Genomic DNA, 25,247 nt, shown 5'->3' with positions numbered 1-25,247 from the left:
CGTTAGCCAGAACTGCATTAGCAAAGATCAGCGCGAAACTCCGGTATCTACTCAACTCAGTTCTCCGCCAGTCGCACATTTCGAGGTGGTGCTGGCCAGTGGCTTTCTGCTGCTGGGAGCGCTGGACTGGGTCATTACCCGGTCCCTCTACCGCAATCGCCTCTCTCGGGAAGACACCGTCACCCCCGCCCCCGCGCCTCAATCATCTCGTAAAGCTGCTGAGCCGCCGCTGACAACACCCGCCCCCGACGACGAATCAGCCCCACGCTGCGGCTGACCACCGGGTCGACCAACGGGACACTGACGAGAATCGGGTGGTCATCATCCGGCATGGCCAGACGTGGAACGGCAGCGATGCCGACGCCAGCTTCCACCAGGCTGACGACGCTCATGACGTGGCGCACTTCACAGAACGAACGGGGCAGTTCAGGGCTTTCTGCCAGGGCAAGGTCCAACAGCAAGCGGTTGCCACTGGCTTTCGCGACGCTCATGTAGTCGTACTGTTGCAACTCGCTCCAACTGACCTGCTGGCGTGAAGCCAAGGGGTGATCCCGACGGCAAGCAACCACGAATGCCTCTTTCAATACAGGCTGAAAGTCGACATTGGCCTCCTGCACGCCAATGTAATTCAGGCCGAAATCCGCCTCGCTGCGCACCACGCTCGACAGCACGTCACTGGCGCCTTCATCGAGGATGCGAATGACGATACGCGGGTATTGCCCGTGAAAAGTGCGCAGGACCTGCGGCAGAAAGTAGCGCACCACGGAGGGTACACAGGCGACCGTGACTTCACCGCTCATACGTCCAGCGACATCGCCAAGGCCGATCAGGGACTCATCGAGGTTGTTGAGGATGTCCCGCGCCTTGCGGGCGAACTCGCGTCCGAAGGCGGTGAGGTCGACCCGCCGCGTGGTGCGTTCGATCAGGCGCATGCCCATTTTCGCTTCCAGCTTGGCAATACGTCGTGACAACGCCGGTTGCGACAGATGCAGGTCCAGCGCTGCGGCGCTGAAGGTGCCCCGCTCAGCCACGGCCACGAAGGCGCGCAGGTCGCTCATTTCCAGATTCATGTTTGGCATGCATAGATCCATCAGATTATTGCAATTCAAATGCTACCACCGCTGCTTCATGATCGAGGAGTGCCCCTCGGCACGTGCAACCGACAATCATAAATAGAAGGAACGCACCCTCATGACCACGATCAACCGCCGCGGACTGCTCAAGGCAGGCGCCATCGCCTCGGTCGCCGCTGCTGCGCCCGGCCTGTCCTTTCCTGCCTTGGCGCAAGGCGAGCCCGTCAACAACGCACCTCAGGGAGACGCCATGAAGCCCGCAGCCGCGGCCCCCGAACCGGTGACCCGGAAGCTGGCGCACTACCTGGTCAATGCCCGTTATGAAGACCTGCCCGCCAACGTGCGCAAGGAAGGCACGCGCACGCTGCTCAACTGGGTCGGCGTGGCGGTCGGCGGTTCTCATCATGAAACCGTGGAGCGCGCCCTGTCGGCGCTGAAGCCGTTTTCCGGCCCGCCACAAGCCGGTCTGCTGGGCCGTTCTGAGCGTCTGGACATCATGAACGCGGCGTTTCTCAACGGCGTGGCCAGTCATATTTTCGACTTCGACGACACCCACCTGAAAACCATCATTCACCCGGCAGGCCCGGTGGTGTCGGCGATTCTCGCCCTCTCGGAATACCACCCGGTGTCGGGCAAGGATTTTCTCAATGCCGTCGTATTGGGCGTGGAAACCGAGTGCCGGATCGGCAACGCCGTGTACCCCAATCACTACGATGTTGGCTGGCACATCACCGGGACTGCCGGGGTGTTCGGCGCGGCGGCGGCAACCGGGAAGATTCTCGGCCTGAACGAGCAGCAGATGGTCTGGGCGTTGGGACTGGCGGCGTCTCAGCCGGTGGGTTTGCGCGAATCGTTCGGTTCGATGAACAAGAGCTTCAATCCGGGGCGTGCCGCCAGCAATGGCCTGTTCGCAGCGCTACTGGCGGCGAAGAACTACACCAGTTCCAACGGCATGATCGAGGCCAAGCGTGGCTGGGCCAACACCATCAGCACCAAACAGGACTACCGCGAAATCACCGAAGGTCTCGGTCAACGCTATGAGTCGGCGCTGAACACTTACAAGCCCTTCGCCTGCGGCATCGTGATTCATCCGGCGCTGGACGCCGCGATCCAGTTGCGCAATCAAAACAAGCTCACCGCCGATCAAATCGCCCGCGTCGACCTCAAAGTGCACCCGCTGGTGATCGAGCTGACCGGCAAGAAAACGCCAAAGATCGGACTGGAAGGCAAGTTCAGCATCTACCACTCGGTGGCCGTGGCGATCATCGAAGGCGCGGCGGGCGAGCGGCAGTACAGCGACCGCGCGGTGAACGACCCGAACGTCATCGCCCTGCGCGACAAGGTCACAGCCACGATCGATCCGGCGATCAAGCCGGAGCAGGTGGACATGACCATCACCCTGAAGGATGGCCGCACGCTGCATAAATTCATCGAGCACGCCATTGGCAGCCTGGAAGTGCCGATGAGCGATCAGCAACTGGAAGCCAAGTTCACCGATCTGGCCAAGGGCGTGTTGCCGGATGCAAAAGTGCGCAAACTGATCGAGACCTGCTGGTCGGTGGAAAAACTGGCGAGCGCGGCAGACATCGCCAAAGCGGCGGTGGTTTAGCAGCTCTTTTGTAGCAGTCCGGCTTGCCGGCGGTGGCGTCCTCAATAACGCCACCGCCGGCAAGCCGGACTGCTACAAGCACCGATCATCAGTCATGCACTCAACACCATGATGGTCTCTGCGACCCGGGCCGGGCAATAATGCACGACGTTTCAATGCCCCCGCCCAGAAGGAAGCCCCGTGTCGTCGAGCACTTCAACCCCTGCCCTGCTTGAAGTCAGGCACTTGAGCCGTCTGGACCCCAGCGGCAGCACTCTCCTATTGCAACCCGCCGACTTTACATTGATGCCCGGCGATCAGGTGGCGATCACCGGTTCATCCGGCTCCGGCAAGAGTGTCTTCCTGCGCAACCTCTCGCTGCTCGACGCCCCCAGCGGCGGCGACCTGCTTTGGAAACAGCAAACGCTGACCAACGATGCCATTCCCCACTACCGCACCTGCGTGAGTTACCTCGCGCAGCGTCCGGCCTTGATCGAGGGGTCGGTGCTGGACAACCTGCAATTCCCCTACAGCCTGAAGAGCCTCAAGGGCCGAACCTTCGATCGCCAGCACGCCAGCGATCTACTGGCCCAGGCGGGCAAGGAGCCGGTGTTCCTGAACAAGTCCGCGGCCGATCTTTCCGGCGGCGAATCGCAGATCGTCGCGCTGGTGCGCACGCTGCAACTGGCCCCTCAGGTGATGCTGTTCGACGAACCGACGTCCGCCCTCGATCCACAATCGGCAGCAGCCGTTGAAGCGCTGGTACTGCACTGGTTCAACGCGGGGGCAGGCTCGCGGGCCTATGTCTGGGTGTCCCACGACCCTGAACAGGCCAGACGCATAAGCACCCGCCACCTCACGATGAACAAGGGCGTGCTTCAGGGAGCCAGTGCATGAACTATCAGAACCTGACGTCCCTGGACCTTGCCATCGCCGCCACGCTGATCCTGATCAACGGCGCCCTCTCACTGCTGCTCAAACTCGGTCTTGGGCGCCAGTTACTCTTGGCGGCCATGCGTACCGTGGTGCAATTGCTGGCCATCGGGTATCTGCTCGGCTGGGTGTTCGCTAACGCTCAGTGGTACATCGTGCTGCCGCTGATGTGCCTGATGACGTTGATTGCCGGGGCTTCGGCAGCGGGTCGAGGCAAGCGCACCTACACCGGCCAACTGGTCGACAGCATCGCGGCGGTGTGGAGCAGTTCATGGCTGGTGGCGGCCATCGGGCTGTTCGTGATCATCCGCATTCGCCCGTGGTATGAGCCGCAATACGCGATTCCGATTCTCGGGATGATTCTGGGCAATACGCTGACGGCCGTGTCATTGGGCATCGAGCGCATGACCCAGGAACTGGTATCGGGGCGCAATACCATCGAGATGGTTCTGGCGTTAGGCGGCACTCGCTGGGAAGCCGCTCAAGGTGCCGCACGACAGGCCGTGCGCGCGGGCATGATGCCGACCCTGAACCAGATGACCGTGGTCGGCATCGTCAGCCTGCCAGGCATGATGACCGGTCAGGTGCTGGCCGGGGAAAACCCGGTGGACGCGGTGCGCTACCAGATCGTGATCATGTTCCTGATCGCTGCCGGTTCGGCGCTGGGCACGGTGTGCGCGGTATTGCTGACGTTTCGGCGGCTGTTCTCGGCGGATCATCGCTTCATGAGCCATCGGTTGGTGATGCGCCACTGAAAATCCGGCGACCGGCTGGTCACGCGTCTGTCACAAACCAGTATTATTCTGCCATCACTTCGCGGCAGGAGCTTCACGCAGTGATCCGCCGATCGTTCTCCTCCCTGAGTTTCCTTCAATGGCTGCTGATGACGCTGTGTGCGGCGACGCTGATGTTTCTCTGGGCGCTGTACGCCCAGCAGAAAGCCACGTCGAATCACGAAGCGCTGGCGGCCAAATCCGCTGAACACCTGAACCTGGCGACCATCGCGGCAGAAAACCTGCGCCAACTGGTCGACCGCGCACAGGCCATCGGTCGGGTCACCCGTGGCGACATGGACGACCTCGGCCAGCGCCATCGCGGGGTGGTGCGCATGCTCGCCGAAGACCCGGTGTTCAAGCGCATGAGCCTGTACGGCAGCGACGGCACCCTGCTCTCCGCCAGCCACTTCGACGAGCCCCGCCAATTGCCGCCCGAGTGGCTGGCGCAACTGCAACAACACGCCGAACAGTACGGTTTCAAACCGCTGCTGCCCAACGCGCTGGCCTCGCAGCTCAACGCCTCGCTGCCCAGTTGGCGCCTGCCGTTTCTATTGCCACTGGTCGATTCGTCCACCGGCAAGATGGACAGCATTCTGGTGGTGCAACTGGACGTGGGCTACCTCGCAGCGCTGTTCGAGCACATCGATCTGGGACAGAGCGGCCTGATGCGCCTGATCGACAGCAGCGGCCACGAACGCCTGCGCATCAGCAACAGCGGCGTCGTGGTGTCGGGCGTGCCAATGACACCGGAACTGACCGACAATGGCGAGCTGACCGGCACATTGATCCAGCGCGGCGGCCCCCATCAGTACCAAAGCATGTACCTGCGCGTGCCCCAGCGCGGATTCAGTGTGATGGTGAGTCAGAGCCATGATGAAATCCTCGCCTCGTCACGTCTGACCTACGAGCGCCAGCTCTGGCTGAACCTGTGCATGACGCTGCTGATCCTCGGCAGCCTGATCTGGACCCTTCGCGTGTTGCGCAAGCGTCAAGAAGCCTTCAACGCGCTGGAGCAGGCGCAGCAGGTCAATCAGGAACTGATCGATCGCCTTGAGGACGAACACCGTCGCAGCAGCCACGCCGCCGCCACCGATCACCTGAGCGGCCTGCACAACCGCCGCCAATTCCTCGAAGTCGCGGCCAGCACGCTGTCCACCCAGCGCGGCAAACGTCGATTGATGGCGATTCTGTTCATCGACATGGACCGCTTCAAATCGATCAACGATTCCCTCGGGCACAAGGTCGGCGACATGCTGTTACAAGCCGTGGCCGGGCGTATTCAGCGTTTGCTGGAGCCGGATGACGAGGCCGCACGCTTTGGCGGTGACGAGTTCGTCGTGCTGTTGGCGGGCGAACGCACCGAGGACCAGATTGACGCCTGGGTCCGTTCGCTGGTGCAGAAACTGTCGGCGATCTACTCGCTGGGCGAGCACGAAGTCAGCACCAGCCCGAGCGTGGGGGTGAGCATCTGCCCTCGTGACGGTCAGGACGTCGAAGACCTCATCCGCAGCGCTGACGCGGCGATGTACTCGGCCAAACGCGCCGGTCGGGGCCAATACCGCTTCTTCGACCCCTCGCTGAACGTGGCCGACGTCGAGGAATTCATTCTGGAGCAGGCATTCGGCAATGCCCTGAACGAACGCCAGTTCGTGCTCCACTACCAGCCACAAGTGCGGCTGGACTCAATGGTCGTCGACGGCTACGAAGCGCTGGTGCGCTGGGAACATCCCGAGTTCGGCCTGTTGTACCCGGACCGCTTCATTTCGCTGGCCGAGCGCAGCGGCTTCATCATCGAACTGGGCTGGGAAGTCCTGCGGCTGGCCTGCGAAACCCTCGCCTGCTGGCACGCCGAGGGGCGCGAATTGCGGCTGGCGGTCAACGTCTCGGCGATTCAGTTGCATCAGGCGGACTTCAGCGATCGGGTCCTGCGAAAACTCTTTCGACACAACCTCGAACCGCACTGGCTGGAGCTGGAGATCACCGAGACGACGCTGCTCGATGAAGAGGGTCGCGCCATCGAGCAATTGCAACGCCTGCGTGATGCCGGGCTGAACATCAGCCTCGATGACTTCGGCAAGGGCTACGCCGGCTTTGCCCATTTGCAATCGCTGCCGCTGACCAAACTGAAGATCGACCGAACCCTGATCGCGCCGCTGTCCAACAGCCCGGACGACAGCCCCATCGTGTCGTCCACCATCATCCTCGCCAAACGCCTGGGCCTCACGGTTGTGGCCGAAGGCGTCGAGACCCGCGAGCAGGTGGTGTGCCTGAAAATTGCCGGTTGCGACGTCGCACAGGGCTATCACTTCGCGCGCCCGCTGGCCCCGGAGCAACTGGCCGAATATCCCCCCTTCATGGAAGCCGCCCACATGGATGCCACGGAACACACATGCGTGCAGTAAGAACCTTCACCGCTGCACTCGCCTGTTTGCTGCTGACGGCGGTTTTCCTCGCTGACAGCGCCCGGGCGCAATGTGCCCAGCAAAGCCTGCGCATCGCGGTCATTCCCAAAAAGAGCATGGACGAGCTGCTTCAAGAGCAAAAACCCTTGCTCGACCGCTTGAGCGCTGCCACGGGCCTGCCAGTGGAAGTGGTGCCCTCCTCGTCCTATGAAAGCGTGGTAGACGCCATTGTCTCCGGCGGCGTGGACATTGCGTGGCTGGGGCCTGCGTCCTACATGCTGGCGTATCAGCGCGACCCGCGCATCGAGCCGTTCGCCAGCCTGACCATCGCCCACAGCTTCTTCACCCCCGCTGGGCATCATTATCAGGCGTTGCTATTGGCGCGCCCCGAGGTCGCCAGCAACCTCAAGGATTTGCGCGGCAAACGGGTGATCCTCACCGACCCGGCCAGCACGTCCGGCAGCGTGATTCCCAATGCTGAATTTTCCGAAGAAGTGGGCATGCCCCTCGCGCAGTTCTTCGCGGCGATTGCCTACTCGGGTTCTCACGACAAATCCCTCGACGCGCTGATCAACCGCAAGGCCGACGCTGCGTTCGTTTCCAGCGTGCGGGCTGACGAGTACCTGACCAACGGCCTGATCCAGCGCGACACCTTCAAGATCCTCTGGCGCTCGGAGCCGATTTATTACGATCCCTTCGTATTCAGCGGCACGTTATGTTCACGTCTGAAAGCCAAAGTGCGCGCGGCGATGCTCAATGACCAGCAAGGGCTGGCGACCTTTCTCGATTCGCAGAAAGCGTCCGGCATCGTGCCGGTCAGTCATGCCGAATACGCCTCGTTGCTGCGCATGATGCAGGGCCTGCCTGGCGTGCAGTGATGGGGTCAGGGCCCAGAGGTTCAGCGTCGAAAACGAGATCTGGATTCGGCGTGATATGTGTGGGAGCCGGCTTGCTGGCGAAGGCGGTTGACCAGACAACATGAAATCTCCCTCAAAGACCGCGTCCGGCCCAAACACTGCGCTGTCACTGCAGACGAATTCAAGAAGCAGCATCCCAATGAAGATTGCGTCAGAAACCGCCATCAACGCTGATCTATAACCCCGATTGGCCCATACTGCCCCCGCCCCCCTTTCCATGAAGGAGATTGCCGATCATGTCTGTCGTCCATAAAGCAGCGCAGGTGGGATTTTCGACGCAAGCTGGCACCTACACCCAAGGGCGGCCAGACTATCCCGATGAGTTAAGCCACTGGCTCAGGCACACGCTGAATATCGATGAGCAATCGTCGGTGGTTGACCTTGGCGCTGGCACGGGCAAGTTCACCCGCTTGCTGGTGCCACTAACCGATCACCTGAAGGCCGTGGAACCCGTCGAGCCAATGCGTCAGGAATTCGCCAAAGGCTTACCGCACACCCCGATTGTCGGCGGCACCGCCGAAGCATTGCCCCTGGCCGATCGCAGCACCGATGTGTTGCTTTGCGCCCAGGCCTTTCACTGGTTTGCCAACGAACAGGCACTGGCCGAAATCCATCGGGTGCTAAAGCCCGGTGGACGTCTGGGGCTGGTCTGGAACGTGCGTGACGAGTCGGTAGACTGGGTGGCCGAAATCACTCGCATCATCACACCTTACGAGGGCGACACGCCGCGCTTTCACACCGGCGAGTGGCGCCGCCCGTTCAACGGCCTTTACTTCGCGCAACCCGAACTGACCTGCTTCCGCTACAGCCACAGCGGATCGCCAGAAACGGTGATCATGAATCGCTTTCTGTCAGTGAGTTTCATCGCCGCACTGCCCGACGCCGAGAAAGCCGACGTCACCCGGCAACTGCGGGAACTGATCCAGACCCACCCGGCGCTGCGCGGTCACGAGACGGTTGATTTCCCCTACCAGACCCAAGCCTACCTGTGCCGTCGGCTGGATTGAACCCAGGTACACGCCGTGAAGATCATTCGCAGTAAGGTCTTAACCGGCGACCGACCGTGGGCGGCCCTCGACATCGTAAGCGTGTGACGTCTCAACCGTAGGTCCGAACCGCCGGACTTTGCGGGGCGAAACGTTGCGCGTACTCCCGAGGTGTGACGCCAAGGCGCCGAACGAAGGCTTTGCGCAACACGTCGATGCTGTTGTAACCGCAGCGGCGGGCGATTTCCTCCATGGAGCGCCCGCCCATTTCGAACGCACGACAGGCCGCCTCCAGCCGCACGTCTTCGACATATTTGGCCGGGGTGGTCTGCAACTCTTTCTGGAACAGGCGGATCAGCGTACGCACGCTGGTGGCCATGCGATCGGCCAGCATTTCAACGGTCAATTCGCGGTGCAGGTGCTCGCTGATCCACACGCACAGGTCTTCCAGCCCCGACCCGGCAGCGCGCTGGGATTGCAGAGTCACGCTGAACTGCGCCTGGCCGCCCGGACGCCGCAGAAACAACACCAGGTTCTTCGCGATCTCCATGGCAATGTCGTCGCCCAAGTCCTCGCTGACCAGCGCCAGGGCCAGATCGATCCCCGCCGAGATCCCCGCCGAGGTGTAGACGTTGCCATCCTTGATCCAGATCGGATTGGCGTCGACGTTCACCTTGGGGTACTGCTGCGCCAGTTCATGGGCTTTGGCCCAGTGCGTGGTCGCGCGCCGCCCGTCCAGCACGCCGGTTGCAGCCAGTGCGAATGCGGCGACGCAGATCGAACAGACACGCCGCACGCCCTCGACCCGCGTACCGACCCAGGCAATGGCCTCCCGGTCCAGCGCCAACACGGACCTGGCCCCCGAGGCCACGATCAGGGTGTCGATGGGCGGGCTGTCCAGACGCTCCTGAGCCAGCGTCTTGTGGGCCATCAGGCCGATGCCGGTTTCACTGCGCAGGTGCACGTCATCGGTCGACGAAATCAGCTCCAGTCGATACGGCGGCGTATCGCCCATGCACAGCCGGTTGGCGTAGGTGAACACCTCGGCCGGACCGATCACGTCCAGCGCACTCACCGGGGCCAGCCCCAGAATCACCACCCGTTTCTGTAGCCGTGAGACAAGGCGCGGTCGAGTGTCGTTGTGTTTTTTCACGTTGGGCTCCGGCGTTTGGCAACGCGGCATCTTGTCACGAATCAACTGAAAATGGTCAATTCCGACAGCGTTGAATCCTTAGATTAGGGGTAGATCCACTCTTCTCAGGTAAGCACACATGAACACTCCCGTTTCCATCGGCGGCATCATCGCCCCCGACTCGGCGCTGACCCGCAAGGCAACATCGCTGGTCGCGCGCGTCCATTCCAAAGCCATGCTCAACCACGTTCATCGTAGCTGGTGGTTCGCGGACTTTCTGGGCCAGAAGCGTGGCCTGAAATACGACCGGGAAGTCGTCTATCTGGCGGCCTTGATGCACGATCTGGGACTGACGCCCGAGTTCGCCGCCGATCAGCGTTTCGAGGTCGACGGCGCCGATGCCGCCAGCCGGTTCCTCCTGGACAACGGCTACGCGGACGCCAAGGCACAATTGGTCTGGGACGCCATCGCCCTGCACTCCAGCGCCGGGATCGCCGAGCGCAAACAGCCGGAAATCGCGCTGATTTTCATGGGCGCTCACGTTGACGTGATGGGTCTGTTCATCGAGGAAATTACCCCGTCGTTGATCGATGACACCTTGGCGCTGTACCCGCGTCTGGGCATGAAAGCGGCATTCACAGCCGCCGTCGCCGAAGTCGCACGCAAAAAGCCCCACACCGCCATCGGCACGGGGCTGGCTGACGTCGGGCGCCGCCACATTCACGGTTTCGACTGCCCGAACGTCTGCGACCTGATCGACAACGCGCCGTTCGACAGCTGAGTGGAGATCAAAAATTGCGGCAATACCCTTCGAACATCAGGGGGTCCTGAAGCAGTGGCGCGGTGTCCGGCGACACTGCGATCCAGCCGCCCATGATCAGCAAAAAAGCCGCAATCGGCATGGCCAGCCTGCGACCATTGGGCAGGACCTTTTCGGCAAACATGAACAGCGTCAACAGGGCCATCCACGTCAGGCTCATGACTCCCACGGCGAACATGACTGCCATCAGCGCCCAGCAACAACCGACGCACACCAGGCCATGGCGAAAACCCATGGTCACGGCTCCACCATTCCCTGCCCGCCAGTGCAGTTGAAAGAAGGAAAACGGTGATCGACAGCCCTTGAGGCATGCGTGTTTGAGCGTTGACAGTTGATACATCCCCGCCAGTATCAGCACCGCACCGGCCAGCCATGGACCTGCGCGATTCCAATGAATGACGTCAGGATTGACGAACCGCACCAGCCCATCCAGCGTGAACGCGATCAGCCCGTAAACCAGCCACGCCATGCCGTAACCGCCGATGAAGCCGAGCACGCGCCTTACGCGGATCGCAGGCGCCACACCGCGCCCGCGCAACATCCCCACGAGGGCACCGATGTAGTTGAGTTCCGAAGGCAGCATCATGGCCGTGAGCATCACCACCCAACCGACGAGAAACACCGGCAGCCGGTGCAGCGGCGTACCCGGCCCCTCATCCATGCCGCCCATGAACATCAGGGTGCCGAGCCACGCGGCAATGCTCAGCGCCACGATGATCATGCTCCAGCCCGAGACCGAAGGACGCGCGCCAAGCAGCGAGCGCGATGCAGAAACGAAGGTCCTGATCATGGCGCGTCCGGCCCCTGCCAGTCGAACGGAATGTGCTTGCTGGCCTGCCCGGCCGGAATGTTCTGATCGAAGCCGAAGGCCTTCCAGCGCCCGGCCACGCTTTTACCCCAGGTGACCGGCGCCGAGGTCGGCCCCACTTCACTGCCCGGCGGGTTGTAGCTTTGCAGGCGCTTGCTCGGGTCGGAGGTCGGCCCGCTCATGGCCTTGCCGCTGGCCTCGACTTTGTCTTCCACGGTCACGCGCCAGTGCTCGAGGGTACTTTCGATGTCCACCGAGATGTCGGCGAATTCCACGCCGCGAACGTCGCGCACGTGGGTCGGCACGAACTGGGTCATCCAGCCGCCGACCTGCCCGGTGAAAATCGCCACCATCGCTGCGCGCTGCGCTTCATCGCCTGTCGCGTCGAAGAAAAACCCGCAGTCGAGCCACGCGCCGTCCCACAAGTTGCCGGTGAAGTTGGCCAGGAGTACCACTTTCAGGCCCGCCATCGGCGTCTCGCCAAAATGCCCCTCGTTGATCCGGTAGGCCCACAGCACTTCACAGTGGTTGCCGGTGGGCGGTTGCGCGTAGGTGCAGGGGCATGGCGAGTTGCAGGAACACACGTCGAGCCATTCGCCTGCAATGCGCCAAGGGGGAATCGAAGCCTTTTGGGGTACGGAATCACTCATCGCTTGCTCCTTTGATGGTCCGATAAATTGTCTGGACATCATCGGGCACCGGGCAGAACATCATCAGTGGCGAAATCGACATTCTCAGGGTCAGTATCGACACATGACACACCTCGCTCCGATTGAAATAGGCCTCGTGCCATACCCCGGCGCTCAGCAGGCCGCCCTGCTCGGCCTGACCGATCTGTTCGAGATCGCCGACCACTTTGCCGCCCGCCACCACGCGCAAGCGGGTCCGTTTCTGCGGGTGACGCAACGCCTGCCCTCGGACGATGAAACGGGGTTGACCTCGCCTTCTGTGCTGATCTTCGCGCCGAAAATCGCCACACCGCCGACGGCTGAAGAAGCCGCGCCCTTTGTCGAGTGGATCATCAAGCACCATCGCCACGGCACGACTCTGGCATCGGTGTGTGGCGGCGCGTTCCTGCTGGCCGAAACCGGCCTGTTGGCGGGGCGCTCGGTCACCACCCACTGGGACCACGCCGAGCTGTTTCGCCAGCGCTTTCCCGAGGTAAATCTGGACATCGACAAGCTGATCATCGACGACGGCGACCTGATCAGCGCGGGCGGGATCATGGCGTGGATCGACCTGGGCCTGAAACTCGTCGATCGTTTTCTCGGCGCAACGGTCATGGCCGAGACTGCGCATTACCTGCTGGTGGACCCGCCCGGTCGCGAACAGCGCTATTACAGCGCGTTCTCGCCGAACCTGACCCACGGCGATGCGGCGATTCTCAAGGTTCAGCACTGGTTGCAAGCGGGCGGCGCCAAGGACACGGCTCTCGCCGCGCTGGCCGGGCATGCGGGCCTTGAAGAGCGCACTTTTCTGCGGCGCTTTCGCAAGGCCACCGGCCTGACTGCTGTCGATTACTGCCAGCGCCTGCGCGTAGGCAAGGCCTGCGAGATGTTGCAGTTCACCACGCAACCCGCCGAAGCCGTGGCCTGGCAAGTGGGCTACACCGACGCAGGGGCGTTTCGCAAAGTCTTTCTGCGCATCACCGGTCTGACGCCGGGCGAGTACCGCAGGCGCTTCAGCGTGAGGCGTGCCTAGGCGCCTGCGCTGACCGCGAACTGGCACGAATCCCTCGGAAACTGTCAATTTTCGCCGCTCAGGGCTGCATAGACTGCCGAGCAGAACGTTGACCGAGGTTATTTCCATGCCTGTCGCACTCATTCTTCCGCTGAGCGTCACTCTGGGCCTGTTGGCCTGGGGGCTGATCGCGCTCTGGTACATCTGGCCGCGCATTCGTGACCTGAACGCGCGGGAGGCGCTGATTCCGCTGATCCTGCCCCATTGCTTCCGTTATCTGGGGCTGTCGTTTCTGATCCACGGCGTCACAACCGACGCCCTTGATCCGCGCTTCTCATGGCCCACCGCCTACGGCGACTTGCTGACCGCGCTGCTGGCCTTCGCCGCCGTCATTGCACTGCGTAGCCATGCGCGATTCGCCAAGGCGCTGGTCTGGCTGTTCAGCGCGGTGGGTGTCGCGGATTTTCTCAACGCCTTCGCCCGTGGCCTGACCTTCGTCGAGCCGGGCAGCTTTGGCGCGACCTATTACATCCCGATGGCCGTGGTGCCGCCGCTGACGATCAGCCACCTGTTAATCATCGCTCACCTGCTGCGTCGACCCCACCGCACTGCATAACTGAATAAAGAGGCATGCATGATTTCTGACTGGCTTTCCCGCGCCCTCGCCCGGCGCGGCATTCACTACGGCTGGGCGATGATCGCCGTGACGTTTTTCACCGCGCTGATCACCGCCGCATCGGTGGGTGCGCCGGGGGTGTTCATCGTGCCGATGCAGATGGAATTCGGCTGGAACACCGTGGAAATCTCCTCGGCACTGTCGATCCGCTTCGTGCTGTTCGGCCTGATGGCACCCTTTGCCGCCGCGCTGATGAACCGCTACGGGCTGCGTAATGTGGCGCTGGCGGCGATTCTGGTGATCATGACCGCGCTGCTGTTGTCACTGAGCATGACCGAGCTCTGGCAACTGGTGGCGCTGTGGGGCGTGGCCGTGGGCATTGGCGCCGGGATGACGGCGCTGACCCTGGGCGCCACCGTGGCGTCACGCTGGTTCAGCGCCCGTCGTGGGCTGGTGGTGGGTGTATTGACCGCCAGCACCGCGACCGGACAACTGATCTTCATGCCGCTGCTGGCCAACGTCACCGAGCATTACGGCTGGCGCTGGGCGCTGGTGCTGATGTCGGCGATGCTCGCATTGGCCGCCATTGCGGTGCTGATGCTCATGCGCGACCGCCCCGCCGATCTGGGCTTGCGTCCCTTTGGCGACACCGGCACAGGCCCGATTGCAGCGCCCGCGCCCAGTGCCGCGTCGATCTTCAGCGCGTCGTTGAACACCCTGCGCGATGCGTCGAAAACCCGTGTGTTCTGGATTCTGTTCGGCACGTTTTTCATCTGCGGCGCCACCACCAACGGGCTGGTGCAAGTGCATCTGATCCCGATGTGCGGCGATTACGGTATCTCCCCTGTCAAGGCCAGCGGCTTGCTCGCGGCAATGGGCGTGTTCGACCTGATCGGCACCGTGGCGTCAGGCTGGCTGTCCGACCGGTTCGACAACCGCCGCTTGTTGTTCTGGTATTACGGGTTGCGCGGGCTGTCGCTGATCGCCTTGCCATTCACCGACTTCTCGATTGTCGGCCTGTCGCTGTTCGCGGTTTTTTACGGCCTGGACTGGATCGCCACAGTGCCCCCGACCGTGCGCCTGGCCGCTTCCCGTTTTGGTCCTGAACGCGCGGGCATGGTGTTTGGCTGGATTTTCGCAGGCCACCAGATCGGTGCCGCTGCCGCTGCGTTTGGCGCCGGTTGGTCACGCACCGAGTTGCTGAGCTACTTGCCCGCGTTTTTCACCGGGGGCGTGTTGTGTTTGCTCGCCGCGGTCACGATTCTGTCGGTTCGTCAGGAAAAGGCCGCACTCAAACCGGCGGCGGCCTGACTCGACCGATCGGACAGGTTTTGTCACACATCTGCCATTTACAGGTGCTAGTGTCCCGCGATTCCCCATTCACGCAGGTCGGTGATTGTCTATCACCGGCCGTGGACAAGGCCGACATCCGCTCGATGCATTTTCTCGACAACCACGCGCAGCACGGCATGTCGATTGATCGCGGGTCGTTGACCGAACGGCTGTCTGTCCTGTTGGAAAAGCCGGTACTGGAGAGGCTGCATTTCGAGCCGGTGGTGGACCTCAATGCTCATGGGTTTCAGGGCATTCGTGCGTTGATCGATCTGGCCACTGGCAGCGAATTCGATCTGCTGATCAACACGGGGTCATTGCGGCCTTCGCGGCTCAAGGAAATGCTCATCGACGCTGTGCTGGACGTCTGGCCGCACAACTTCACCGACGCGCTGCGACGCCCGGCTCCACCGATTGCGCCGCGTCATGTGCGGTTGGCGGTGGAGTACATTCAGGCGCACCCGCAGATGCTGGTCAGCGGCACGGATCTGGCGCGTTTGAGCCACGTCAGCCTGCGCGCCTTGCAGGACGGGTTTCGGCGCTTCATGGGGATGTCGATTGTCGCGTATCAGCGGCAGGTGCGACTGGAACGCGCTTTCAAGGTGCTGGAGCGAGGAGGGATGGCGTCGGTGACCGAGGTGGCGTTGCAGCATGGCTTCAGCAATGTCGGGCGGTTTTGCCAGTATTTTCAGAGCGCCTATGGCGTCAGCCCGGCACAAGTCAGAAAGCGCACGCAGTAGCCAATCCTGCAATTGAGTGTCGAGCAGCGTGTAGCTGCCAACTGGGTGGCGACTGCGTCGTGTCCGTCATTGCTTGGTTTACAGACAGACCGCTTTCGCCAGCAAGCCGGCTCCCACAGATTTAGCGTCGAACGCGAGATTTGGATTCGGCGCGATCCTTGTGGGAGCCGGCTTGCTGGCGAAAACTACAGGCCAGTCAACACCGTCAGTAGGGTAGGAATCAGAACGCGTAACTGGCCTTCAGACTGCCGCTGTAACCCTGACTGTCTCCCCCACCATTGGCACCCACTTGCGCCCCCACACTGAACGCGCCAAGACTGGCCATGACGTTGACCGCGCCGTTGAACTGGTCACGGCTGTCGAAAGCTGCTCGCTGCTCGATGTCCAGCCCCAACAGATGACCTTCGCTGTCGACCTGATGACCGCCAAGCGCGTGCTCATACCCCACTTGCACACCCGGTACCACCTGCCAGGCGCCCAGTGCGACAGGGGCCAGCGACGTATTCAGATTCACCACAGCGCTGCGGCGAGTTTGCTGAATGCCGTCAACGTCCAGTGCCATCTCACTGCCCTTTTCATTGAAACCCGACAGGTCGAGATGGCTGACACGTACGCCAAGACTTGGCTCCAGCGTCATGCCGCTCAATGGCATGCGATAGCCCAAGGCCAACGTAGCACCGGCCAGGGTGCCGTGGCTGTCGCCTTTCGCTGCGCCCAGACCGCCGCCCAGTTCGCGCTTGCTGTCATAGTCGAGCCAGCCGCCGCTGACGTTGGCGTCGACAAATACGCCTCGTTCCAGCCCGTCCGGAGCAAAGCGTGCGCCTGCGCTGAGGAACGTCAGGTCAGTCTTCGCCTCGCCCCCTGCCGCTCCCACGCTGCCATGGTTGTAACCGAATCCGGCATAGGCGCTGAGTTGCTCGGAGAAACGCTGCGTCAGGCCCACCATCATCCCCTGACTGTGTTCATTGCTATTGGCTGCACGGGACGAACCGTCCGTGCCCAGATAGCCCGCCAACGCCGAACTCCACAGGCGGTATTGCCCCACCTTGAGGTCGATGCCGCTGGCATAGGGTGCGGCGGCCTGCGCGGCAGCGATGGACAGGCTCAGAACGGACAAGGAAAACAGAACACGCTGGAACACGGTGCAGCCTCTTGAAATTGTGTCGGGCTGGCTACTATCAAGGGCGGGTCGATACCGAATATGACAATTCGCTACACAAAGGAAATGCTTGCGCGATTGGTCCGCGGGCTGCGTTTTATGTCCTTAGCAGAAGCGAAAACACCGAGTTATACGGGAGCCGGACGGCTACAGGGTTGTTTTATTCGGGAGGCCAAAACGAAACCGCCCGAGCAAGTCGGGCGGCGTTCATGAACAGGGTTGATCAGTCTGGCGTGAGTTCGAGAATCCGGTCTCGCCCGCCTTCGGCCAAGAGGTACGTACCGCGTCCCGTTGGGATGATGGCCTGCGGTGCCTTGAGAAACGACAGCACGGTGCGCTGCTTGCCTTGGGGGTCGATCAACAGCAAACGCGCACGGTGGGTCGAATCCTCGCTGATCCACAAGCCCCGCTGATCGCACATCAGGTAGGTCGGCTGGTTGAAACCGCTGAGCACCACCGGATCGCGACCGTCGTCAGTGAGTTGGTGGATGACGCCCTTCTCTTTTTCGGTGTAGAGCATGCGGCCATCGGTGCAGCGAGTGATGGATTCGGTTTCGGACAGACCGCTGCGCAGCACTGTCAGCGTGCCGTCCGGCCAGTGATAACGCAGCAAGCGGCCATCGTCCTTGCGGTCTTCGATGGCGTACAGGTCGTCACCTTCGTTCCACAGTCCCTGCACGTCTGAACCTTTGAACAGGCCCTTCACTTCACCGTCCTTGAAGAAATTGACCATCGCGCCATCGATTTCCTGGCTGAACACCCATCCGCCTTGCACGGCGACCATGCCGTCGGGTTTGGACAACCCTGACACCACGGTCTCCCGCTTGCCGTCCGGCAGAATGCGCACGATGCTGCCTTTGCCGTCGCGCAATTCCTGGCTGACGATCAGCGAGCCGTCGCCGTTGACCACCATCGACGCGGCCTTCGGCACGCTTGTGTGCACCAATTGATAACGCCAACCATCGCTGGCCTGCACCGGGAAAAAGCTCTGCCAGGCGAAGAAACCGAGGGCTGCCAGAATCACTGCGCCCGGTACCGCCAACATCAATTTCAGATAACGCCGAGGCGCGCATGTGGTGTTCGGGTTTTGAACGGCTGTATTCATTGATCAGGCTGCCGACAAGTGCTCGTAAAGGATGGTTGCACCGACCATTATCAACACAATGCCGCCAACAATCTCGGCGCGTTTGCCCACGACCGTACCCAACACGCGGCCCAACATCACGCCAATGGTGACCATTACCGTGGTGGCGATGCCGATGGCCAGCGCTGCGACGACGATGTTCACGTCCACGAACGCCAGGCCCACGCCCACCGCCAGCGCGTCGATACTGGTCGCAAAGGCAGTGACGGCGAGAATCAGAAACGAGTGCTGTTGGGGTTTATCGTCGTCTTCTTCGTCGTGTTTGAAACCGTTGTAGATCATGTGCAGCCCCAGCACCAACAGCAGGGTGAAGGCGATCCAGTGATCCCAACTCTCGACGAAACGGCTCGCGACCTGTCCGATGGCCCAACCGATGACAGGGGTGATGGCTTCGATGACACCGAAAATCAAACCCGTGCGCAGGGCTTCTGAGAGGCGAGGTTTGTGCAGGCTGGAACCTTTGCCGATGGCCGCCGCGAAGGCGTCCGTGGACATGGCCAATGCCAGGAAGATGAGAGAAATCGGGCTCACGGTAGGAATCCAGTCGGGCTATGAGACAACGACACAACCACACGCCCGACTTTAGGCATGGATGCGTCGTTGGTCTCGCCAATCCCCGGGCATTTCCGAAGATGTTCACGCCACGGCTGCCGCCGAGAATGTTGACGTGAACGCTCAAAACCTGCGGTCTTGAGCAGGCTACTCCCCAACAAGGACGGCCACTATAGTCAGGGTTATGTGAAAAAAATATAAACGGTGGCGTTTTTATCGCGCCATTGTGACCACTTCGCCCTGCCCATAGCCCGCCATCAACTCGACGATCCAGTCGATGAACACCCTCAATTTCAGGCTGATGTGCCGGTTCGGCGGGTAGGCCACGAACATCGGCATGGTCTCCAGTTGCCAGCCGTCGAACAGCCGCACCAACTCGCCCTTCTCCACAGCCTCACGGACCATGTAGGTCGGCAGCCAGAGCACGCCCATACCGGCCAAGCCCGCCGAGATGTAAGCGTTGCCATCGTCCACCGAAAGCACGTAGCGACTTTGTACCTGAATGGACTCGCCCGCACGCTGCATGACCATGGGAAAGAGTTTGCCGGTGCGCGCCCAGCGATAGCCTACGATGCGGTGTTGCGGCGCTTCCAGCTCACGCGGGTGATTCGGTGTGCCGATCCGTTGCAGGTATGGGGGTGCGGCGTAAACACCCAATTGCAAGTCGCCGATGCGCCTGGCCATGAGGGATTGGTCCGTCAGCTCACCGCCGCGCACCACGCAATCGACGTGCTCACCGATCAGATCGACCATGCGATCGCTGACGCCCAGATCGATCTGGATGTCCGGGTATCTGGCGTGAAAGGCGGGCAGCGCCGGAATCAGGATGAATCGGGCGAACGGGCTGGGCACATCGACCCGCAAACGCCCTCTGGGCAACACCGCCGCGGCGGACAGACTGGTTTCAGCGTCGTCGACATCGGCCAGCACCCGCACCGCGCGCTCGTAATAGGCGGCGCCGTCGGCGGTGACGTTCACCTTGCGCGTGGTGCGGTTCAACAGCTTCACCCGCAGGCGCGCTTCGAGCTGCTGAATCAGTTGGGTCACGCTGGTCTTGCTCATGTGCAGGGTCTCGGCGGCCTTGGTGAAGCTGCCGGTTTCGACCACACGAACGAACGCCTGCATTGCATCGAAACGGTCCATGGCGGCTCCGAATATCGGTAGGGATTGTTTGGGATTTACAAACAGTGCTGACCACGGTTGCGCGTTTATCGCCCTGATGCAAGCCCCGTACAGTCACTGCATCGCTAATCTCATACGCCTGATGGAGGCTATACATGACTGTTCGCGACGTTGTTTTCCCACCGGGTCGCCAGGCGCTGTACGAGCGCAATCGTTATTCACCCGCGGTTAAATCCAACGGCCTGTTGTTTGTGTCAGGCCAGGTCGGCAGCCGTGAAGACGGCTCGCCTGAACCTGAACTGAAGGCGCAAGTGCGACGGGCATTCACCAACCTGAACGCTGTTTTGAAAGAGGCAGGTTGCACGTTCGATGACGTGATCGACGTGCAGGTGTTCATCGTGGATCCGCAGACACGCTTTGAAGAGATCTGGAGCGTGGTCCCGGAGTTCTGGGGCGAAGCGCCCTTCCCGACCGTCACGGCAGTAGGCGTGACGTGGTTGTATGGATTCGATTTCGAGATCAAGGTGATTGCGAAGTTGCCGTAGACGTTCTGCTTCAATTGATCGTTCCCACGCTCCGCGTCGTAACGCATGGCCTGACGCTCCGCGCCAGTGGGACGCGGAGCGTCCAAGGCGGCATTCCCACGCAGAGCGTGGGAACGATCATTGATCATCAACGCTTTGCACCAACCCCTCTAGCGGCACGATTTGCCGGCGGCAGCGATCTCTACCTGTGGGAGTGAGCTTGCTCACGAAAGCGGCGTGTCAACCACCTATGAAGTGACGGCCTGATCGCATCGTGAGCAAGCTCACTCCCACAAATTGAGTCGGCACCAACAGGTCACACCGCCAACAACCGCTCACGCAGCTTGGCGATCTCGTCGCGCATCTGCGCGGCGGCTTCGAACTCCAGGTCGCGGGCCAGCTGGTACATCTTCTCTTCCAGTTGGCGAATGCGCTTGTTGATCTCGTTCGGTGAGCGCAATTCAGCTTCGTACTTGGCGTTCTCTTCGGCGGCCTTGGCCATGCCTTTGCGCTTTTTGCTGCGCGAGCCAGGCACGGTGGCGCCTTCCATGATGTCGGTGATGTCCTTGACCACCCCCTTGGGCACGATGCCGTTGGCTTCGTTGAACGCCACCTGCTTCTCACGACGCCGCTCGGTCTCGCCGATGGCCCGTTCCATGGAGCCGGTCATGTGGTCGGCGTAGAGAATCGCGTGGCCGTTGAGGTTTCGGGCGGCACGGCCAATGGTCTGAATCAGCGAGCGCTCTGAGCGCAGGAAACCTTCCTTGTCAGCGTCGAGAATCGCCACCAGCGACACCTCGGGCATGTCCAGACCCTCGCGCAGCAGGTTGATCCCCACCAACACATCGAAGGTGCCCAGACGCAGGTCGCGGATGATCTCGACCCGCTCCACGGTATCAATGTCCGAGTGCAGGTAGCGCACGCGCACGCCGTGATCGGCGAGGTAATCGGTAAGGTCTTCGGACATGCGCTTGGTCAGCGTGGTGACCAGCACCCGCTCATCATTGGCCACGCGTTTTTTGATCTCGGAAAGTAGGTCGTCAACCTGCGTCAGCGCCGGGCGGATTTCGACTTTCGGGTCCACCAGACCGGTTGGCCGCACCACCTGCTCGATCACCCGCCCGGCGTGCTCGCCTTCATACGGGCCGGGGGTCGCCGAAACGAAAATGGTCTGCGGGCTGACGCTTTCCCATTCGTCGAAACGCATGGGCCGGTTGTCCAGCGCCGACGGCAGGCGAAAGCCGTACTCGACCAGGGTTTCCTTGCGCGAGCGGTCGCCTTTGTACATCGCGCCGACCTGCGGCACGCTGACGTGGGACTCGTCGATCACCAACAGCGCATCCGGCGGCAGGTAATCGTAGAGGGTCGGCGGCGGCGCTCCGGCCGGACGCCCCGACAGGTAGCGCGAGTAGTTTTCGATGCCGTTGCAGTACCCCAGCTCCAGGATCATCTCCAGGTCGAACCGGGTGCGTTGCTCCAGCCGCTGCGCTTCCACCAGTTTGTTGGCGCCGCGCAGGTATTCCAGACGTTCCTGCAATTCCACCTTGATGCCCTCGACCGCATCCAGCAGGGTCTCGCGCGGGGTCACGTAGTGGCTCTTGGGATAGAAGGTGAAACGCGGCAGTTTGCGGATGACCTCACCGGTGAGCGGGTCGAACGCCGACAGGCTTTCCACTTCGTCATCGAACAGCTCGACGCGAATGGCTTCCAGGTCCGATTCCGCCGGAAAGATGTCGATCACATCGCCGCGCACACGGAAGGTGGCGCGGGCGAAATCCATGTCGTTGCGGGTGTATTGCAGGTCGGCCAACCGCCGCAGCAACTGGCGCTGATCCATTTTGTCGCCACGGTCCACGTGCAGGACCATCCGCAGGTAGGTCTCTGGACTGCCCAGACCGTAAATGCACGACACCGTGGTGACAATGATTGCGTCTTTGCGCTCCAGCAATGCCTTGGTCGCGGACAGGCGCATCTGCTCGATGTGGTCATTGATCGAGGCGTCCTTCTCGATGAAGGTGTCCGACGACGGCACGTAGGCTTCGGGCTGGTAGTAGTCGTAGTAGGAGACGAAATATTCGACGGCGTTATTCGGGAAAAACGCCTTGAACTCGCCATACAACTGCGCGGCCAGGGTCTTGTTCGGGGCCAGCACCATGGTCGGACGCTGCACCTTCTGGATCACGTTGGCGATGCTGAAGGTCTTGCCCGAACCGGTCACGCCGAGCAAGGTCTGGTGCGACAGCCCCGCTTCGATGCCCTCGACCATCTGGCGAATCGCTTCGGGCTGGTCACCGGCAGGCGCAAAACGGGTAACGAGTTGAAACTCGGACATAGCGGACCTCTGTGTGCGCCGATGCCAGGTCAACAACCCGGCGGGCGCTAATTGGGCGCGGACGACTGATCCCGCCGACGGGAGAGACGCACGTATAAAAAGAAGTATGGGACTACACATGGAGCCCACAACACCAGCTTTCAAGCCATCATCGGTACATTAGTCCCCGCGACATGACTAATGGTCGAAATAAATTGAAAAAACCCGGAAAAACCGGCCCTGCCCTGTCGCCCCCGCCCGCGATGCTCTCTATACTGACTCCCCGTTTGTGCACCGCTCTAGTGCATTCGGCCGGAGCGATGCGATCCATTCACTCCCCATTCAGAGCCGCCGCAAAAATGAGCCTGTTCTCCGCTGTCGAAATGGCACCACGCGATCCAATCCTGGGCCTCAACGAAGCATTCAACGCCGACACCCGCACCACCAAGGTCAACCTGGGCGTCGGCGTTTACAGCAACGAAGAAGGGAAAATCCCGCTGCTGCGTGCCGTTGCCGAAGCGGAAGAAATTCGCGTCGCTCAGCACATCCCGCGTGGCTACCTGCCGATCGACGGCATCGCTGCCTACGACAAAGCCGTGCAAACCCTGCTGTTCGGTGCCGAATCGCCACTGCTGGCCTCCGGCCGCGTGATGACCGTACAGGCCGTGGGCGGCACTGGCGCACTGAAAATCGGTGCCGACTTCCTCAAGCAACTGTCGCCAAATGCCGTCGTGGCCATCAGCGACCCGAGCTGGGAAAACCACCGCGCACTGTTCGAAACCGCCGGTTTCCCGGTGCAGAACTACCGCTACTACGACGCCGCGACCCACGACGTGAACCGCGCAGGCATGCTGGAAGACCTGCAGAACCTGCCGTCCGGCTCCATCGTCGTGCTGCACGCCTGCTGCCACAACCCGACCGGCGTTGACCTGACCCTGGAAGACTGGAAAAAAGTCCTCGACGTGCTCAAAGCCAAAGGCCACGTACCGTTCCTGGACATGGCCTATCAGGGCTTCGGCGACGGCATCGACGAAGACGCCGCTGCGGTGCGTCTGTTCGCCGAATCCGACCTGACCTTCTTCGCTTCCAGCTCGTTCTCCAAGTCGTTCTCGCTATACGGCGAGCGCGTTGGCGCCTTGTCCATCGTCACCGAGTCGAAAGAAGAAACCGCCCGCGTCCTGTCCCAGGTCAAGCGCGTGATCCGTACCAACTACTCCAACCCACCGACCCACGGCGCGACCATCACCGCTGCGGTGCTGAACAACCCTGAGCTGCGTCAGAAATGGGAAGACGAACTGGCCGAAATGCGTGCCCGCATCAAGGGCATGCGTGAAGAGATGACGAACCGTCTGGCGAACAATCCGGCTGGCCAGGATTTCAGCTTCGTGGCCCGTCAGCGCGGCATGTTCTCCTACTCCGGCCTGACCGTTGAACAGGTCCACCGCCTGCGCAACGAATTCGGCATCTACGCGCTGGACACCGGCCGTATCTGCGTGGCGGCGTTGAACAAGAGCAACATTGAGGTGGTGACCAAGGCGATTCTGGCGGTTATCTAAGAACGCCATCGATTCACCCGCTGATCGTTCCCACGCTCCGCGTGGGAACGATCATTCAACGATCATTCACTGCGCCTTCTTGCGATACGCCATCGAATCGTCGATGCGCTTGAGGATGTAATCCCCCGCCGCCACTGCCGGATACAAACTGGCCTCCCCTTCGATCCCCAGATCACACGGATCAACCACCGCGCTGTAGGTCGGGTCGTAAAACGTCGCGATGGAATAACGCTCATGCCCGGATTTATTGATCACCCGGTGCAGGGTCGAGCGGAAGCGGTCGTTGGACCAGCGCGCCAGCAAATCCCCCACGTTCACCACCAGACTGCCCTCGATGGGCGTGGCATCAATCCAACTGTTGCTCGCCAGTTCACGCACCTGCAAACCGCCACTGTTGTCTTGATACAGCAGGGTGATGCAGCCGTAGTCGGTGTGGGGCGCGACACCGAACTGGTCGGACTCGGCCATCGGTGGATGCGGCGGGTAATAGACCATCTGCGTGCGCTGCAAGCGCTTGCCGTATTTGGGCGCAAAGAACCCGGGATCAATGCCCAGTCCAACGGCCACGGCCTTCAGAAGATCTGCCCCGGCCAGGCCGATTTCCGTGTAATAGGCGTCCAGCGCCAGGCGCAGTTCGGGCATGAAATCTGGCCACTGGTTAGGCCCGCGCAAGGCTTCGCCTGCGAGCACACAGGGGTCGTCCTCGGGCAATTCCAGCCCCATGCTGAAAAATTCCTTGAAATCCGGCTTGGTCGCTTCGTACATCAGCGCCCCGCCCAGCGCGTGCCAGCCGCGATGACGCTTGTTCACCGCAACCTGGCGTTTGACGTCGGTCGGGTAGGCGAAAAACGTCCTGGCGGCGGCCATGGCGGTGTCGATCACCGACTGCGGCACGCCGTGGTTGACGATGTAGAAGAACCCGGTTTCCTCACAGGCCTTGCGAATGGCCTCCCCCGCCCGTACCAGCGCGGCTTCGTCGCCCTCGCGGACACCGGCCATGTCGATCAGTGGAAGGTTGGCAGTGGCAGTCATGCGGGCTCCTCGACGAACGTGGGGGGGGACGCCGCTGAGGGACA

General features: G+C 61.7%; 21 protein-coding genes, 2 pseudogenes and 1 riboswitch. Of the genes and pseudogenes, 13 read left to right on the top strand and 10 right to left on the bottom strand.

Going from position 1 to position 25,247, the window contains the following annotated elements:
* Positions 1-179: 179 nt before the first annotated feature.
* Complete coding sequence (locus ACI5GA_RS25970) at positions 180-1,079, bottom strand: LysR family transcriptional regulator (RefSeq protein WP_404633474.1); 900 nt, start codon at positions 1,077-1,079, stop codon at positions 180-182.
* A 112-nt stretch (positions 1,080-1,191) separates the two neighbouring features.
* Between ACI5GA_RS25970 and ACI5GA_RS25965 the strand changes: the two genes are divergently transcribed.
* From ACI5GA_RS25965 to ACI5GA_RS25940, 6 genes are all read left to right on the top strand, one after another.
* On the top strand, positions 1,192-2,682 hold the full coding sequence (locus ACI5GA_RS25965; protein WP_421424837.1) for an MmgE/PrpD family protein: 1,491 nt from the start codon (positions 1,192-1,194) through the stop codon (positions 2,680-2,682).
* A gap of 180 nt (positions 2,683-2,862) precedes the next feature.
* A complete protein-coding gene (locus ACI5GA_RS25960; RefSeq protein ID WP_421424835.1) occupies positions 2,863-3,558 on the top strand; it encodes an ABC transporter ATP-binding protein in 696 nt (231 codons plus the stop codon).
* Positions 3,555-4,349 (top strand): ABC transporter permease, encoded by a 795-nt coding sequence (locus ACI5GA_RS25955; RefSeq protein WP_404633468.1) that lies wholly within the window; start codon positions 3,555-3,557, stop codon positions 4,347-4,349. The genes ACI5GA_RS25960 and ACI5GA_RS25955 overlap by 4 nt, the downstream gene beginning before the upstream one ends.
* 80 nt (positions 4,350-4,429) lie before the next feature.
* Positions 4,430-6,772: a putative bifunctional diguanylate cyclase/phosphodiesterase gene (locus ACI5GA_RS25950; protein WP_421424834.1), complete on the top strand. Its 2,343-nt coding sequence runs from the start codon at positions 4,430-4,432 to the stop codon at positions 6,770-6,772.
* Positions 6,760-7,650, top strand: coding sequence for a phosphate/phosphite/phosphonate ABC transporter substrate-binding protein (locus tag ACI5GA_RS25945; RefSeq protein WP_421424833.1), 891 nt, complete (start codon positions 6,760-6,762; stop codon positions 7,648-7,650). The genes ACI5GA_RS25950 and ACI5GA_RS25945 overlap by 13 nt, the downstream gene beginning before the upstream one ends.
* A 275-nt stretch (positions 7,651-7,925) precedes the next feature.
* Complete coding sequence (locus tag ACI5GA_RS25940) at positions 7,926-8,696, top strand: class I SAM-dependent methyltransferase (RefSeq protein WP_421424832.1); 771 nt, start codon at positions 7,926-7,928, stop codon at positions 8,694-8,696.
* A gap of 91 nt (positions 8,697-8,787) precedes the next feature.
* Here ACI5GA_RS25940 and ACI5GA_RS25935 read toward each other — a convergent pair whose 3' ends face one another.
* Positions 8,788-9,828 (bottom strand): GlxA family transcriptional regulator, encoded by a 1,041-nt coding sequence (locus ACI5GA_RS25935; protein WP_421424831.1) that lies wholly within the window; start codon positions 9,826-9,828, stop codon positions 8,788-8,790.
* A gap of 118 nt (positions 9,829-9,946) precedes the next feature.
* Here ACI5GA_RS25935 and ACI5GA_RS25930 point away from each other — a divergent pair, with 118 nt between their 5' ends.
* The gene (locus ACI5GA_RS25930; RefSeq protein WP_421424830.1) at positions 9,947-10,588 is read left to right on the top strand and encodes an HD domain-containing protein; all 642 of its coding nucleotides are present in this window, start codon (positions 9,947-9,949) and stop codon (positions 10,586-10,588) included.
* A 7-nt stretch (positions 10,589-10,595) separates the two neighbouring features.
* On the opposite strand, the gene ACI5GA_RS25925 is transcribed toward ACI5GA_RS25930, so the two are convergent.
* The gene (locus ACI5GA_RS25925; RefSeq protein ID WP_421424829.1) at positions 10,596-11,417 is read right to left on the bottom strand and encodes a DUF2182 domain-containing protein; all 822 of its coding nucleotides are present in this window, start codon (positions 11,415-11,417) and stop codon (positions 10,596-10,598) included.
* Positions 11,414-12,085: a DUF1326 domain-containing protein gene (locus ACI5GA_RS25920; RefSeq protein ID WP_404633454.1), complete on the bottom strand. Its 672-nt coding sequence runs from the start codon at positions 12,083-12,085 to the stop codon at positions 11,414-11,416. Before ACI5GA_RS25920 ends, ACI5GA_RS25925 begins: the two co-directional genes overlap by 4 nt.
* 103 nt (positions 12,086-12,188) lie before the next feature.
* On the opposite strand from ACI5GA_RS25920, the gene ACI5GA_RS25915 reads away from it, so the two are divergent.
* The 4 genes and pseudogenes from ACI5GA_RS25915 to ACI5GA_RS25900 all read left to right on the top strand — a co-directional run.
* A complete protein-coding gene (locus ACI5GA_RS25915; protein ID WP_421424827.1) occupies positions 12,189-13,136 on the top strand; it encodes a GlxA family transcriptional regulator in 948 nt (315 codons plus the stop codon).
* Positions 13,137-13,242: 106 nt separating this feature from the next.
* A complete protein-coding gene (locus ACI5GA_RS25910; protein WP_421424826.1) occupies positions 13,243-13,731 on the top strand; it encodes a hypothetical protein in 489 nt (162 codons plus the stop codon).
* A gap of 18 nt (positions 13,732-13,749) precedes the next feature.
* Positions 13,750-15,042, top strand: coding sequence for an MFS transporter (locus ACI5GA_RS25905; RefSeq protein ID WP_421424824.1), 1,293 nt, complete (start codon positions 13,750-13,752; stop codon positions 15,040-15,042).
* Between the two features lie 98 nt (positions 15,043-15,140).
* Positions 15,141-15,803: pseudogene (locus ACI5GA_RS25900) on the top strand (helix-turn-helix transcriptional regulator); the annotation flags it as partial.
* A gap of 220 nt (positions 15,804-16,023) precedes the next feature.
* On the opposite strand, the pseudogene ACI5GA_RS25895 reads toward ACI5GA_RS25900, so the two are convergent.
* From ACI5GA_RS25895 to ACI5GA_RS25880, 4 genes and pseudogenes are all read right to left on the bottom strand, one after another.
* A pseudogene (locus ACI5GA_RS25895) lies at positions 16,024-16,887 on the bottom strand (autotransporter outer membrane beta-barrel domain-containing protein); the annotation flags it as partial.
* A 298-nt stretch (positions 16,888-17,185) separates the two neighbouring features.
* Positions 17,186-18,007: a hypothetical protein gene (locus ACI5GA_RS25890; RefSeq protein WP_421425543.1), complete on the bottom strand. Its 822-nt coding sequence runs from the start codon at positions 18,005-18,007 to the stop codon at positions 17,186-17,188.
* Positions 18,008-18,070: 63 nt separating this feature from the next.
* A complete protein-coding gene (mntP, locus tag ACI5GA_RS25885; protein ID WP_421424823.1) occupies positions 18,071-18,637 on the bottom strand; it encodes a manganese efflux pump MntP in 567 nt (188 codons plus the stop codon).
* A gap of 7 nt (positions 18,638-18,644) precedes the next feature.
* A riboswitch (yybP-ykoY riboswitch) is annotated at positions 18,645-18,821 on the bottom strand.
* Between the two features lie 50 nt (positions 18,822-18,871).
* Positions 18,872-19,801, bottom strand: a complete 930-nt coding sequence (locus ACI5GA_RS25880; protein ID WP_421424821.1) for a LysR substrate-binding domain-containing protein — start codon at positions 19,799-19,801, stop codon at positions 18,872-18,874.
* A 134-nt stretch (positions 19,802-19,935) separates the two neighbouring features.
* Here ACI5GA_RS25880 and ACI5GA_RS25875 point away from each other — a divergent pair, with 134 nt between their 5' ends.
* Positions 19,936-20,325 carry a RidA family protein gene (locus ACI5GA_RS25875; RefSeq protein WP_404633442.1) on the top strand — a complete coding sequence of 130 codons (390 nt, stop codon included), beginning with the start codon at positions 19,936-19,938 and terminating at the stop codon, positions 20,323-20,325.
* A gap of 295 nt (positions 20,326-20,620) precedes the next feature.
* Here ACI5GA_RS25875 and uvrB read toward each other — a convergent pair whose 3' ends face one another.
* The gene (uvrB, locus tag ACI5GA_RS25870) at positions 20,621-22,636 is read right to left on the bottom strand and encodes an excinuclease ABC subunit UvrB (RefSeq protein WP_404633440.1); all 2,016 of its coding nucleotides are present in this window, start codon (positions 22,634-22,636) and stop codon (positions 20,621-20,623) included.
* A 338-nt stretch (positions 22,637-22,974) separates the two neighbouring features.
* On the opposite strand from uvrB, the gene ACI5GA_RS25865 reads away from it, so the two are divergent.
* Positions 22,975-24,171: an amino acid aminotransferase gene (locus tag ACI5GA_RS25865; RefSeq protein ID WP_421424819.1), complete on the top strand. Its 1,197-nt coding sequence runs from the start codon at positions 22,975-22,977 to the stop codon at positions 24,169-24,171.
* Between the two features lie 66 nt (positions 24,172-24,237).
* Here the strand turns inward: ACI5GA_RS25865 and ACI5GA_RS25860 are convergent, their stop codons facing one another.
* Positions 24,238-25,203 carry an isopenicillin N synthase family dioxygenase gene (locus ACI5GA_RS25860; protein WP_404633436.1) on the bottom strand — a complete coding sequence of 322 codons (966 nt, stop codon included), beginning with the start codon at positions 25,201-25,203 and terminating at the stop codon, positions 24,238-24,240.
* Between the last annotated feature and the right edge of the window lie 44 nt (positions 25,204-25,247).

Origin of the sequence: Pseudomonas sp. Pseu.R1 (assembly GCF_045764065.1) — a bacterium.
Taxonomy (GTDB): domain Bacteria; phylum Pseudomonadota; class Gammaproteobacteria; order Pseudomonadales; family Pseudomonadaceae; genus Aquipseudomonas.
Note: the sequence above shows the minus strand (reverse complement) of the source record. Positions and strands in the feature narration are given on the sequence as shown.